Source organism: Klebsiella sp. X1-16S-Nf21, from assembly GCF_002837615.1.
GTDB classification, from domain to species: Bacteria; Pseudomonadota; Gammaproteobacteria; order Enterobacterales; family Enterobacteriaceae; genus Klebsiella; species Klebsiella variicola.
On record NZ_PJDK01000001.1, the window covers coordinates 116,636 to 129,854 of the forward strand.

Annotated in this window: 16 protein-coding genes; 6 read left to right on the forward strand and 10 right to left on the reverse strand. The window is 57.6% G+C overall.

The annotated features are described in order from the left end of the window. From rsxC to blr, 7 genes are all read right to left on the reverse strand, one after another. The coding region (gene rsxC / locus CW267_RS00645; RefSeq protein ID WP_165787416.1) for an electron transport complex subunit RsxC at positions 1-2,000 on the reverse strand (2,000 nt) is incomplete at its 3' end. After that, positions 1,993-2,571: an electron transport complex subunit RsxB gene (gene rsxB, locus CW267_RS00650; RefSeq protein ID WP_008804646.1), complete on the reverse strand. Its 579-nt coding sequence runs from the start codon at positions 2,569-2,571 to the stop codon at positions 1,993-1,995. The genes rsxB and rsxC, both read right to left, overlap by 8 nt. Next, positions 2,571-3,152: an electron transport complex subunit RsxA gene (rsxA, locus tag CW267_RS00655; RefSeq protein ID WP_002907658.1), complete on the reverse strand. Its 582-nt coding sequence runs from the start codon at positions 3,150-3,152 to the stop codon at positions 2,571-2,573. Before rsxA ends, rsxB begins: the two co-directional genes overlap by 1 nt. A gap of 78 nt (positions 3,153-3,230) precedes the next feature. Continuing rightward, complete coding sequence (locus CW267_RS00660; protein WP_008804647.1) at positions 3,231-3,671, reverse strand: DUF2569 domain-containing protein; 441 nt, start codon at positions 3,669-3,671, stop codon at positions 3,231-3,233. A gap of 75 nt (positions 3,672-3,746) precedes the next feature. Next, entirely contained in the window at positions 3,747-3,962 is a 216-nt protein-coding gene (ydgT, locus tag CW267_RS00665; RefSeq protein ID WP_004202843.1) for a transcription modulator YdgT, read from the reverse strand. A gap of 218 nt (positions 3,963-4,180) precedes the next feature. Then, on the reverse strand, positions 4,181-5,551 hold the full coding sequence (locus CW267_RS00670; protein WP_016161192.1) for a GH1 family beta-glucosidase: 1,371 nt from the start codon (positions 5,549-5,551) through the stop codon (positions 4,181-4,183). Positions 5,552-5,666: 115 nt separating this feature from the next. After that, positions 5,667-5,804 carry a division septum protein Blr gene (gene blr / locus CW267_RS00675; protein ID WP_012541534.1) on the reverse strand — a complete coding sequence of 46 codons (138 nt, stop codon included), beginning with the start codon at positions 5,802-5,804 and terminating at the stop codon, positions 5,667-5,669. Positions 5,805-5,994: 190 nt separating this feature from the next. On the opposite strand from blr, the gene CW267_RS00680 reads away from it, so the two are divergent. Then, a complete protein-coding gene (locus CW267_RS00680) occupies positions 5,995-7,035 on the forward strand; it encodes an oxidoreductase (RefSeq protein ID WP_080930289.1) in 1,041 nt (346 codons plus the stop codon). Between the two features lie 35 nt (positions 7,036-7,070). Here the strand turns inward: CW267_RS00680 and add are convergent, their stop codons facing one another. Then, positions 7,071-8,072: an adenosine deaminase gene (gene add, locus CW267_RS00685; protein WP_012968052.1), complete on the reverse strand. Its 1,002-nt coding sequence runs from the start codon at positions 8,070-8,072 to the stop codon at positions 7,071-7,073. Between the two features lie 157 nt (positions 8,073-8,229). Further along, entirely contained in the window at positions 8,230-9,378 is a 1,149-nt protein-coding gene (locus CW267_RS00690) for an MFS transporter (protein ID WP_008804651.1), read from the reverse strand. A gap of 194 nt (positions 9,379-9,572) precedes the next feature. Here CW267_RS00690 and CW267_RS00695 point away from each other — a divergent pair, with 194 nt between their 5' ends. Then, positions 9,573-10,037 carry a winged helix-turn-helix transcriptional regulator gene (locus CW267_RS00695; protein WP_012968054.1) on the forward strand — a complete coding sequence of 155 codons (465 nt, stop codon included), beginning with the start codon at positions 9,573-9,575 and terminating at the stop codon, positions 10,035-10,037. Positions 10,038-10,279: 242 nt separating this feature from the next. Continuing rightward, positions 10,280-10,465: a hypothetical protein gene (locus CW267_RS00700; RefSeq protein WP_008804653.1), complete on the forward strand. Its 186-nt coding sequence runs from the start codon at positions 10,280-10,282 to the stop codon at positions 10,463-10,465. A 9-nt stretch (positions 10,466-10,474) separates the two neighbouring features. Here CW267_RS00700 and CW267_RS00705 read toward each other — a convergent pair whose 3' ends face one another. Continuing rightward, complete coding sequence (locus CW267_RS00705) at positions 10,475-10,843, reverse strand: hypothetical protein (RefSeq protein WP_008804654.1); 369 nt, start codon at positions 10,841-10,843, stop codon at positions 10,475-10,477. Positions 10,844-11,116: 273 nt separating this feature from the next. Between CW267_RS00705 and cybB the strand changes: the two genes are divergently transcribed. The 3 genes from cybB (at position 11,117) to CW267_RS00720 (ending at position 13,169) form a co-directional block, all read left to right on the forward strand. Beyond that, the gene (gene cybB, locus CW267_RS00710) at positions 11,117-11,644 is read left to right on the forward strand and encodes a cytochrome b561 (RefSeq protein WP_008804655.1); all 528 of its coding nucleotides are present in this window, start codon (positions 11,117-11,119) and stop codon (positions 11,642-11,644) included. Positions 11,645-11,750: 106 nt separating this feature from the next. Beyond that, positions 11,751-12,026, forward strand: a complete 276-nt coding sequence (locus tag CW267_RS00715) for a metal/formaldehyde-sensitive transcriptional repressor (protein WP_004101746.1) — start codon at positions 11,751-11,753, stop codon at positions 12,024-12,026. A gap of 24 nt (positions 12,027-12,050) precedes the next feature. Continuing rightward, positions 12,051-13,169: an S-(hydroxymethyl)glutathione dehydrogenase/class III alcohol dehydrogenase gene (locus tag CW267_RS00720; RefSeq protein WP_008804656.1), complete on the forward strand. Its 1,119-nt coding sequence runs from the start codon at positions 12,051-12,053 to the stop codon at positions 13,167-13,169. Positions 13,170-13,219: the final 50 nt, after the last annotated feature.

The window sequence follows — 13,219 nt, forward strand, 5'->3', positions numbered from 1 at the left end:
GCGGCTTCCACCGCGGCTTTACGCGGGTCGACCGGCTCGGCTACCGGGGCTTCCACCGGCGCGACCTGCTGTTCGGCTTTACGCGCTTTGGCGCGGGCGATAGCGGCTTCCACCGCGGCTTTACGCGGGTCGACCGGCTCGGCTACCGGGGCTTCCACCGGCGCGACCTGCTGTTCGGCTTTACGCGCTTTGGCGCGGGCGATAGCGGCTTCCACCGCGGCTTTACGCGGGTCGACTGGCTCGGCTACCGGGGCTTCCACCGGCGCGACCTGCTGTTCGGCTTTACGCGCTTTGGCGCGGGCGATAGCGGCTTCCACCGCGGCTTTACGCGGGTCGACCGGCTCGGCGACCGGGGCTTCCACCGACGAGGCCTGCTGCTGTGCCTTGCGTGCCCGGGCTTCGGCCTTCCGCGCTTCGCGTGCAGCGATCGCCTCGCTGTTATCCGGTTTGGCGCCAGACTGAATCACGATCGGTTGCGCGGCATCACGCTGTTTGTCGCGTACCCGGGCGAGGGCGGCGTTAATCGCATCCTGATCTTTGGCGGCAGGCTGAACGGCAGCTTTTTTATGCCGTTCGGCGCGGGCGGCTTTTTCACGCTCCAGGCGCGCCTGTCGGGCTTCGAATCGCGCTTTAGCTTCTGCGGCGCGCTGCTCTTCCTGGCGAATCGCGCTGATCTCCGCTTTCTCCTGACGGAAGTACTGCACCAGCGGAATATTGCTTGGGCAAACCCACGCGCAGGCGCCGCATTCTATGCAGTCCGCCAGATTGTGCGCGGTGGCTTTATCGTGCTGCTGGCCTTTGCTGAACCAGTACAGCTGCTGCGGCAGCAGATCGGCCGGACAGGCGTCGGCGCAGGCGCTGCAGCGAATGCAGCCTTTCTCTTCCTGCGGCTCGCCCATCTCACTGGCGGAAGGCGCCAGCAGGCAGTTGGTGATCTTCACCACCGGGACATCCAGCCCCGGCAGGGTAAAGCCCATCAGCGGGCCGCCCATGATCACCATTGGCTCGGCGCTGGCGCAGAAGCCGGCGTCGTTAAGCAGATGGCGTACCGGGGTACCAAGGCGCGCCCAGACGTTGCCCGGCCGCGAGACCGCCTCGCCGGTCAGGGTGACCACGCGCTCCGTTAACGGCTCGCCGTCAATCACCGCGCGTTTTATCGCATAGGCCGTCCCCACGTTCTGCATCAGCACGCCAATATCCGACGAACGACCGCCGTGCGGTACCTGCTTGCCGGTGAGAATTTGGGTAAGCTGCTTGGCCCCACCGGAGGGGTATTTAGTGGGGATCACGCGCAGCGAGATGCCATGGGCGTCGCAGAGCACTGCCCGCAGCATCGAAATGGCCTGCGGTTTATTGTCTTCAATGCCGATCAGCACTTCGTCAGGCTGCAGAATATGCGCGAGGATGCGGATCCCGTCGACAATCTGCGCGGCGCAGTCCTGCATCAGGCGGTCGTCCGCCGTGATATAGGGTTCGCATTCGGCGGCGTTAATAATCAGCGTCTTAATTTTATCGCCGCCGCCGCGCAGTTTGCTGCCGGTGGGGAAACCGGCGCCGCCGAGGCCCGCGACGCCAAACTGATGAATGCGTTCGATAAGCGCTTCGCGCGTACGGACCTGATAATCACTCCAGCCATCGCGCTCAATCCAGCGGTCTTCGCCGTCGGCGTCAATGATCACGCTCATCTCCGCCAGCCCCGAAGGATGAGCGGTGGTGTGCGGGGCGATGGCGGTAACGGTACCGGAGGTCGGGGCGTGTACGGGCAGCATTCTTCCCCATCCGCGGGTCAACGGCTGGCCGCGCAGCACCCGATCGCCCACCTTGACGCACAGTTCGCCTTCGGCGCCAATATGCTGCTTGAGCGGAATGATAAGGCGCTGCGGCAGGGACACCTGGCGCAGTGGGGTACCGTTAGACTGGGTTTTCATTTCGGGCGGATGAATACCGCCGTTAAAATCCCAGACTTTATCTTTTCGGAAAGCGGAAAATAACTTAAACATGTTGTTCCACAGGAATATTGCGCACCGGGATCGCATGGAGATCCCATTTCCAGGTTTCCGGGGTGGTCGCCACCGGAACGAGCGAAATGCACTGGGTCGGGCAGGGGGCAACGCACAGATTACAACCGGTGCACAGGTCGTTCATCACGGTATGCATGGCGCGGGTTGCCCCGACAATCGCATCCACCGGACACGCCTGGATGCATTTGGTGCAGCCAATGCAGTTCGGCTCGTCGATTACCGCGAGCATACGAACTGGCTCCGCCTCCTGTTCATCGCCATCGACCGGCTGCGGGTCGACGTTCAGTAAGGCGGCGATTTTTAACATTACGGCTTCGCCACCCGGCGCACAGCGGTTAATTTTTTCACCCTGGGCACCAACAGCTTCCGCATAGGGACGACAGCCGGGGTAGCCGCACTGCCCGCACTGGCTCTGCGGCAACAGTTCATCAATTTTTTCCACCACCGGGTCGTCCTGCACCGCAAAACGGCGGGAGGCATACCCCAGTATTAAGCCGAAAATCAGCCCTAACAGGCTGATGGCGATCACGGCTATCCAGACTGCGCTCATTACAACTTCACCAAACCACTAAAGCCCATAAAAGCCAGAGACATTAAACCGGCGGTAATCAATGCGATGGCATTACCGCGAAACGGCGCGGGCACATCGGCCACCACCAGGCGTTCGCGGATCGCCGCGAACAGCACCATCACCAGCGAGAAACCGACGGCGGCGGCAAAGCCGTACAGCGCGGACTGCAGGAAATTGTGCCCCAGATTAATATTCAGCAGCGCCACCCCGAGTACGGCACAGTTGGTGGTGATCAGCGGCAGAAAGATACCCAGCAGGCGATAGAGCGCCGGGCTGGTTTTACGCACGACCATTTCAGTGAACTGAACCACCACGGCGATGACCAGAATAAAGGCCAGCGTGCGTAAATAGACCAGATTTAAGGGGATAAGGATCCAGGTATCAATCAGCCAGGCGCAAATAGAGGCCAGCGTCATCACGAAGGTGGTGGCAAGCCCCATCCCCATTGCGGTTTCCAGCTTTTTGGAAACCCCCATAAACGGGCACAGACCAAGAAACTTCACCAGAACGAAGTTATTGACCAGGACTGTACCAATAAAGAGCAGTAAATAATCAGCCATCATGCGACCTGAAACGAAAAAAAGCCGCTTATTATCGAATAAAACGATACCGGCGACAACAGGTTAAGTGTGGGGTTATTACGGATGAACAAAGGTCCGTTTTACCCGCTGGGAACGGCGAAAATAGGGCGCCAGGAGCGCGGCAGCCAAGAGTGGAAACAGCAGCTGGCGCAAAGCAAGGACATCCGAGACGGGAGAGAAGGCAAATGCCTTTATCGCCAGCAGCAGGGTGATGAGCAGCCAGATAATATAGTGCTTAGGGACCAGCGAGCGCCGCTTAAAGAACGCGATGGTCAGCCAGAGCGTGTAATACCACATGGCGACGGCAAACAGCAGCGAAGCGAGCCACAGCGCCAGATGTCCGGTGCTCATGGCGCGGAGCAGGGCATACGTCTGCGTCGACATGAGAGCATTAGCAAAAAACAGCAGCGATAAGGAGGCGCTCAGCAGCGCCACCAGCAACCAGGCCAGCGGTGCCAGCAGCCATCCGCCAATGCGTTCTGCAGATTGAGACGTCATGTTACTCCCCTATTCAACGCCAGTAATGAAAATCAGGCCGGGAAGTATAAGCAACTGGCGTGAAGGATGACAGCCTTACTGCACGAATCGCCAAACGGATTTAGGCACCTGGCCCACATCGAACAATTTACCACCGGAGACCAGCTCTGCCCGGCGGTGGTCGGCCGCACGATACATATTCACGATCTCTTCGGTGTCGGTCAGGGAGTAGTTAAGGTGATCAAATAGTTTTTCAAGACTTTCGAGCGAACTGATTTTGCGGAATTTTAATAAATAGTCCAGAACGGTCATTTTCGTATCCATTTTATAATCGGAATAATTATGTTGAATATTATCAGCATTCACTAAACCTACTCTCAACCAACGGCGCCTTCTGAATGGGGCCGGGTGGAATGATTCAGGTTATATAAACCCATGACAAGGGGCGAGAGCCGACCTTGAAGAGCAGGGAGAAGTTTAAGAATATTCTAAAACCAGACCGGGCGCCGAATGGCGCCCGCAAGAGAAGATTAACGCTGTTCGCCGTGACTGGCAATAACAGATTTGTACCAATAAAAACTCTTCTTTCGTTTGCGTGCCAGATTTTGCTGGTGATCGACATAGACAAAGCCGTACTGCTTTTGATATCCGTTGAGCCAGCTCAGCAGATCGATAAACGACCAGGGATAATAGCCGCGCACATCCGCCCCCAGCGCCAGTGCCTTTTCCAGGGCGCCAATATGGCTGCTCAGGTAGTCGATTCGCGGATCGTCGACCACTTCTCCGGCAATTATCGGGTCTTTCGCTCCCAGGCCATTTTCGGTGATATAGATCGGGATATCGCCATAGCGTTCCTTGATCATCATAATGCCGTCCGTCAGCCCCTGCGGCCAGATTTCCCATCCCCATTCGGTATAGGTGCTCTGCGGATTACGCACGAAATAGAACAACCCCTCCACGCCAGGTTCGCCACCGGTGGGGATGTTGGGCTGCTGGGCGGACACCGTTTCCCGGCGATAGTAATTCAGCCCGATAAAGTCACAGCGATTCTCGCGCAGTAGTGTGTCATCGTCCGGGGCAAAGCGCGGTACCCCCCACAGCGCCTGGGTCTGCGCCAGCAGGGCGGCAGGATAGGTGCCTTTCAGTACCGGGTCGTAAAGCCAGTGGGTGTGGATGGCGTCAGCCAGTTCGGTGGCTTTTTTGTCCGCCTCACTGTCGGTGAGCGGAGTATGCGGCTGTAGCACATTGACGAAGCCAATCTCGCCCGCCACGTTCATCTCGCGGAATGCCTTGACCGCCAGCGCATGGGCGATAAACACGTGATGACACGCCTGAATGGCACGCGCCGGATCGCGCACCGCCGGGGGATGCAGACCATTAATGTAGCCGTGGCCAATGAACACGATGGTTTCGTTAAAGGTCGCCCACAGCTTCACCCGTGAACCAAAGCGCGCATAGCACAGGCGGGCGTACTCGGCGAAGGCCTCGGCGGTAGTGCGTGCTTCCCAGCCACCCTCATCCTGCAGGGCCTGCGGCAGGTCCCAGTGATAGAGGGTGATCATCGGCTCAATATTGTGCGCCAGCAGTTCGTCGATCAGATCGCTGTAAAACTGTACGCCGGCTTCATTCACTTCGCCGCGCCCGGCGGGCAGCAGCCGGGGCCAGGAGATGGAGAATCGATAACTTTGCAGGCCCATTTCGGCCATTAACGCAACGTCTTCGCGAAAACGGTGATAGTGGTCGACTGCGACATCGCCGGTGGTGCCTTCAAAGGTGGTACCCGGCAGGTGAGAGTAGATGTCCCAGATTGACGGTCCTTTACCGTCTGCGTCGTGCCCACCTTCAACCTGATACGCTGCGGTAGCGGCGCCCCATAAAAAATTGTGCGGAAAAGCGGCCATGAAAAAGCTCCCAGTCTGATGATAGAGGGAGTGTAATCAAAGCAAGGATAGCTGTGCAACCGGTTTCTGAAACCGGTTGCACAGTTGCGAGGCGGGTCACTGTTTCACGGCGGCGCTACTTTGTCTGCACCACATCCGCTGGCGGTGGCGACTGGTAGTTATCAATATGGTGGGCGATAACCAAAAGCAGTGCGGAAATCCCAAAAACAATCCAGCCAATAAGTTCTACAATACGGGTAAAAACAGTCGTCATAACACTTCAGTATCCTTTGAACACAGTGGGAAATGTTACTCCATGGTGAGCAGATCACAAGGGGTATCTGTCTGATTTTGCACGCATGCGGGAAAACAGCTGTGAATCAAATGATAAATTTTGCTCATTGTTTGTAAGATTATTCTCATCTATGCGATATTGACATTAGCTGAATAAGTGAGGCGGTAACATGAGTGACGCGATCCGGGTAGGGCTGATAGGCTACGGTTACGCCAGCAAAACGTTTCACGCGCCGCTGATCGGCGGCACGCCGGGCATGGCGCTGACGAGGGTCTCCAGCAGCGAGGCTGGCAAAGTCCATGCCGACTGGCCGGGGGTCAGGGTGGTGAGTGCGGCAAAGGACTTGCTCAACGATCCTGATATTGAGCTGGTGGTCATCGCCACCCCGAACGATACCCACTTTCCGCTGGCGAAAGCGGCGCTGGAAGCGGGCAAACATGTGGTGGTGGATAAACCCTTTACCGTGACACTGTCACAAGCACGCGAGCTGGAGAGTCTGGCGAAGCATTGCGGCCGGGTGCTGTCGGTGTTTCATAACCGCCGCTGGGACAGTGACTTCTTAACCGTCAAGGCGTTAATTAACGAAGGTCAGCTGGGGGAAGTGTGTTACTTTGAGTCGCATTTCGATCGCTTCCGCCCCCAGGTGCGTCAGCGCTGGCGTGAGCAGGGTGGTCCCGGAAGTGGCATTTGGTACGATCTGGGGCCACATCTGCTCGATCAAGCGGTGGTGCTCTTTGGCCTGCCGGTGAGTATCACAGTCGATCTCGCTCAACTTCGCCCCGGCGCGCAATCCACCGACTATTTTCATGCCGTGCTGGCCTATCCCCAGCGGCGGGTGGTGCTGCATGGCACATTGCTCGCTGCGGCGGAGAGCGCGCGCTTTATCGTCCACGGCTCGCGGGCCAGCTATATTAAGTTCGGCCTTGATCCTCAGGAGGAACGGCTAAAAAACGGTGAACGACTGCCGCAGGAGGACTGGGGGTATGATATGCGCGACGGTACTCTGACCCGCGCCGAAGGCGACGAACGAAGCGAGGAGACATGGCTGACCCTGCCGGGCAACTATCCCGCCTACTATGCCGCCATTCGCGACGCGCTTAACGGGGAGGGAGAAAACCCGGTCCCGGCCAGCGAGGCGATTCAGATCATGACGTTGATTGAGCTGGGTATCGAGTCGGCCAGACATCGCGCCACGCTCAGCCTGGTGTGAGGGGGAGCCCGGCAGCGCTGCCGCCGGGCCGGTGATCAACCTTTCGCCACCCGCTGAATGAGAGCGGCTTTTTCCTGTTCGCTCAGAAACGCCTGGGTCAGACCGTTGATCTGCGCCTGACGGATCTGCTCCCGGCTCAGGCCCGCCGCCGGCGCCGCCACGGTGTACTCATGAATGATATCGACGCCCTGCACCGCCGGATCGTCAGTGTTGAGGCTCGCCAGCACGCCGTGCTCAAGGAACTGCTTCAGTGGATGCTGGGCCAGCGAAGCCACGGTGCTGGTTTGCACATTCGAGGTCAGGCACGATTCAATGCCGATCTGATGTTCGGCCAGGTAGTCCATCAGGGCCGGATCCTCTACTGCTTTGACCCCATGTCCGATGCGCTCCGCGCCCAGCTCGCGGATGGCCTGCCAGATACTTTCCGGTCCGGCCGCTTCGCCAGCGTGGACGGTAATATGCCAGCCAGCGTCGCGGGCCTGATTAAAATGGTTGAGGAACAGCGTGCCCGGGAAGCCCAGCTCATCACCGGCCAGATCCAGCGCGGTGATGCCCTCGCGGTGAGCGAGCAGCGCCGCCAGCTCTTCCTGACAGGCCGCTTCACCGAAGGTGCGGCTCAGAATGCCGATCAGGCGGGCGTCGACCTGAAAATCGCGGCTGCCTTCACGTACGCCCGCGATCACTGCCTCTACTACGCCGTCGACAGGAAGCTGGTGGGTCATCGCCATATAGCGGGGAGAGAAGCGCAGCTCAACGTAGTGCAGGCCATTGCGCGCGGCGTCTTCGACGTTCTCGTATGCCACGCGACGGCAGGCTTCCAGTGAGGCAAGGACTTTTACCCCCCAGTCGAGCTTGGCAAGAAAACTGACCAGATCGGGCTCAAGGCTGGTGACCTGGACGTGGGGACGCAGCGTGTCGAGGGTGGAAGCGGGAAGGGCGATATTAAACTCGCGGCCAAGATCGAGGATGGTTTGGGCCCGGATGTTACCGTCAAGGTGGCGGTGAATGTCGGTTAATGGCAATGAAGAATCAATCATGGTCGCACTCTTTTTTTAGTTAAAGTGCACGTCATTATACAACATGTACATAACTGTTTAAAAGCATTGAAAAAATCCATTCGATACAAACAGCTGGGGCTTCTCTGGTCACTTTTCCGCTCTTTTTCGCTGCGCCATTTTACAGCGAGCACGACGTTCATGATTGACGCGATCCTGACCAGACCAGAAAAGCACAGGCGCTGACCGCGGCGCCGGCAAGGCAAACCGCCTGCCATCCCCAGTGAGAATAGAGCTGGGTGGCGACGATAGCGCCTGCCGCGCTGCCCAGCGAATAAAAACACATGTAAGCCCCAACCAGGCGGCTTGCCGCTGCAGGCCTGGCGGCAATAATCAGACTCTGGTTGGTGACATGAACGGCCTGCACCGCAAAGTCCAGTGCGATAACGCCCGCTATCAGCCAGAGCAGAGAGGTTTCGGCACAGGCGATAGGCAGCCAGGAGAGCGCCAGCAGCGCCAGCGCCAGGCCGGTCGTGCGCTGCGCCCATCCCTGGTCAGCCCATCTGCCCGCCCTTGAGGCGGCCAGCACGCCAGCGATGCCGGCTAAGCCAAACATCCCTGTCTGGGTGTGCGACAGGGAAAGAGCGGTGAGCGGCATGACCATGGTCGTCCACAGCATGCTGAAAGCGGCGAAGATCAGCAGCGCCAGGATCCCGCGCTTTCTCAGTTGCGGTTCAGTGAGATACAGCTGAAAAACTGACTTCAGTAAGGATAGATAAGTGGGCTTTTGCGGCTGCGGCGGGGGCGAAGGCATGACTTTCCAGACGACGCCGGCAATCAACAACATCAGACAGGCAGCCGTGAGATAAACGGCTCGCCAGCCGGCGATATCAGCGATCGCCCCTGATATAAAACGAGATAACAGAATGCCTGAAACAATGCCGCTGGTCAGGGTACCTACCGCCTGGCCTCGTTTCTGCGGCGTCGCCAGTATCGCCACCCACGCCACCATCAACTGCACCACCACGGCCATCAGCCCGACGATCAGCATGGCACCCAGCAGGATCGCGATATTAGGGGATAACCCTGCCACGACTAACGCCGCTACTGACAGCAACAGCTGAGTCAACACCACGTATTTACGGTTCAACCCGTCCCCGAGCGGAACCAGGAACAGCAAACCAATGGCATAGCCCGCCTGCGTTGCCGTGACGACGCTGCCAATCATACCGGGCGACACCTTCAGGCTGACCGCCATCGAGTCGAGTAAAGGCTGAGCTGAATAAACGTTGGCTACCGCCAGCGCGCAGGTCAATGAAAACAGCGCCGTTATCCCCGCGGTCAGCATCGTGACAGGGGCGGACGCGGTCGGGATCTCGTGCTCGGTACACAAACTTGCCTTGCATTTCATAAGAGGCCTGCATTCTGGTTGCTTTTTAAAACTAGTATGCTTATAAAACTAGCCATAGTGGTTTTCTTTTGCAACTGCTACGAGGGGAGATTAAGCTGGCAACAGCAGACTGATAGACGGAGAGCACGCAGATGGCGAAACAGGAATCACTCAGAACCAGTGAATGTCCGGTGGCAAGAACGCTGGAATCAATTGGAGAACGCTGGTGCCTGATGATTATTCGCGAGGCATTTGACGATGTGCGGCGCTTCAGCGAGTTTCAAAAGAATCTAGGGCTGGCCAAAAATATCCTTGCCTCGCGGCTGAAGCACCTGGTCGATATCGGTATTTTCGCGATTTTACCGGCATCGGATGGCAGCGCCTACAAGGAATACGTCCTGACTGAAAAGGGGAGATCTGTGTTTCCCATTGTTGTGGCGATGCGGCAATGGGGAGAGCGTTATATGTTTGATCAGGGGGAAACCTATTCTGTCCTGCTGGATAACGAACACGGTCAGCCGCTTCAGTATCTGGATGTGCGTTCCGCTCAGGGGGATAAACTGCAACCAGGCGACTGCCATCGCCGGCGCGTAGTGTCGGATATCAGCGGCGAATGAAGGTCTGAAGGGGAGCGCGATCCCAGCAAGAGTACGAGCGTACCACTAAGTGGTCCTGGAACCATCCTGACGTCTCTTTTCGTGGCGGCTCCTGATGGCACCCCCAGGACGCCGAGACAGGCGAGCCTCCGTCCGCCGCAGAATGCTGTGCATAATCATTTGCATTTATATTTTATTTGAATGTATTCATGTTACATATTAAATTCTGCTTACTTTATCGACGATGAGGCAAGGATGCGGATGTGGAGAGCGTAATCCATAACAATATTGAGGGTTTTCTGCTGCTGCTATTAAGCATGTGGCCGATTCTGATTGTGGTCTTTATTGGCGTTGCGATTTCATTCTATACCATGCTGTTACGCAAAACGGCGCTGGCCTGCCTGCTGTTCGCCGTCGCTATCGGCGCCGCAGGCTGGAGCCTCGCTTAGCATCCGATCTCAGGGTTTATCCAGCAGACTCATGCTGGAGGTGGCGGCGCCATCATTGAGATTGGACGGTGCATGCCAGTCGCGGCCAGCCAGTGCGCTATCGCCCTGGCCGCTGCTGGCGACCGTATCCTGTTGCGTCGACATCGTCGAGCCTTCCAGCGCTTCATCGGCCCCCGACTGATCGGGCAGGGAGCTGGTATACCCGCCATTGTTTGAGTAAGTATCCATACCATTCACTTCATTCGGTACCGTGTCGGTGGTGGTGCCATCATCGTTTATGCAAAATGATCCGCCAATGCCGTTAGGCTGGCAGTCCGCAGCGAAAGCCGGGACAGCCAGCGACGCCAGCAACAATAGCGTTAAGCCGATTTTCTTCATTCTCATCTCCATGCGCAACGTAGCTCGACAGATGCTCTCTACTATAGAGAAGGACAGGACAGGGGAAGGTGACAAAACTGTTTAATTTTGTAATAGCGTACCGACTGCCGGTTGCCTGTTCGCTTCAGCACGTCGAGGCATGCTGCGCCTTCCCGGGTCGGGAGCGGATCGGCGCAATGCGGTAATCAATTGTTAATTCAACGTAAAGGTTAATGAAAATTTAAGAGAAGGCCGCTATGTTGGCGATATCACTCTTTCCATTAAGGAAATTCCATGCGCGATAAATATTCGGGCCTGCAGATCGGTATTCACTGGTTGGTCTTTTTGCTGGTGGTGGTGGCTTATGCGGCAATGGAGCTACGTGGATTTTTTCCCCGTAGTGACCGGCCGCTGATTAATATGATTCATGTCTCCTGCGGGATCACCATCTGCGCGCTGATGGTGGCGCGTTTGCTGGTGCGGCTGAAGTCGCCAGCGCCGCCGATCGTGCCGAAACCGTCGCCGATGATGACCGGTTTTGCTCATCTCGGCCATCTGGTTATCTATCTGCTATTTATTGCCTTGCCGCTGATCGGGATGGTGATGATGTACTGGCGCGGAAATCCCTGGTACGCCTTTGGCCTGACCATGCCGTATGCCCCACAGAGCGATTTTGAGCGGGTGGATACCCTGAAGGCGATCCATGAATGGTTAGCCAACGCCGGGTACTTCGTCATTGGCCTGCATGCCCTTGCCGCGCTGGTCCATCATTACTGGTGGAAAGATAATACCCTGCTGCGGATGATGCCTCGTAAGCGCTAAATGATCGTTACCCTTTTTGCCTGACCCCGTCCCGCGACGGGGTTTTTTTTGCCTTTATGGGTAATAAAATATAGTATACCCCCCTATATGATACGGAGGCGTAATCGTGCCACATTCACCTGAAGATAAAAAACGGGCGCTCAGTCGCGTACGCCGCATCCGCGGCCAGGTCGAGGCCCTCGAGCGCGCGCTGGAGTCCGGCGAACCCTGCATGACAATCCTGCAGCAGATTGCCTCGATTCGCGGTGCGGCAAATGGCCTGATGGGCGAAATGGTGGAGATCCACCTGCAGGACGAGCTGGTTAGCGGCGAGACCACCCCGGACCAGCGGGCCGCGAGAATGGCAGAGGTCGGTCATCTGCTACGATCCTATTTAAAATAACATCACGACGAGGAAGAGACAGTTATGAAATCACGCGCAGCAGTTGCCTTTGGTCCTGGCCAGCCGTTAAAAATCGTTGAGATTGACGTCGCGCCGCCGAAGAAAGGCGAAGTTCTGGTGAAAATCACCCACACCGGCGTGTGCCACACCGATGCCTTCACCCTCTCCGGCGACGATCCAGAGGGTGTTTTCCCGGCGGTACTGGGCCATGAAGGCGGCGGGATTGTCGTGGAAGTGGGCGAGGGCGTCACCAGCCTTAAGCCGGGCGACCACGTGATCCCGCTGTATACCGCCGAATGCGGCGAGTGCAAGTTCTGTAAGTCGGGTAAAACCAATCTCTGTCAGGCGGTGCGCGCCACCCAGGGCAAAGGGTTGATGCCGGACGGCACCACCCGTTTCTCCTATAACGGCGAACCGATTTATCACTATATGGGCACCAGCACCTTCAGCGAATATACGGTTTGCGCCGAGATCTCGCTGGCGAAAGTCAATCCGCAGGCGCCGCTGGATAAAGTGTGCCTGCTGGGCTGCGGTGTCACCACCGGTATCGGCGCAGTGCACAACACGGCGAAGGTCAAGCCCGGGGATAGCGTCGCGGTCTTTGGTCTGGGCGGCATTGGTCTCGCGGTGATCCAGGGCGCGGTGCAGGCGCAGGCCGGACGGATTCTGGCGGTCGATACCAACCCGGATAAGTTCACCCTGGCAAAAGAGATGGGCGCAACCGACTTTATCAACCCGAACGACTACGATAAGCCGATTCAGGATGTGATTGTCGAACTGACCGACGGCGGGGTGGATTTCAGCTTCGAGTGCATCGGCAATGTCAACGTGATGCGCGCCGCGCTGGAGTGCTGCCATAAAGGCTGGGGTGAGAGCGTGATCATCGGTGTAGCCGGTGCGGGCCAGGAGATCAAGACCCGTCCGTTCCAGCTGGTGACCGGCCGCGTGTGGCGCGGTTCCGCCTTCGGCGGCGTGAAAGGGCGCAGTCAGCTGCCGGGAATGGTGGAGGACGCCATGGCTGGTAAAATTCGCCTCGACCCGTTTATTACCCATCGCCTGCCGCTGGAGCAGATTAACGAGGCCTTTGATCTGATGCATGAAGGCAAATCGATTCGCACCGTGATCCACTTTGGCGACCAGTAATCGCTAACGCTGATGGCGTATCGTCACCGATAAAAAAAGGGCCCGGATGG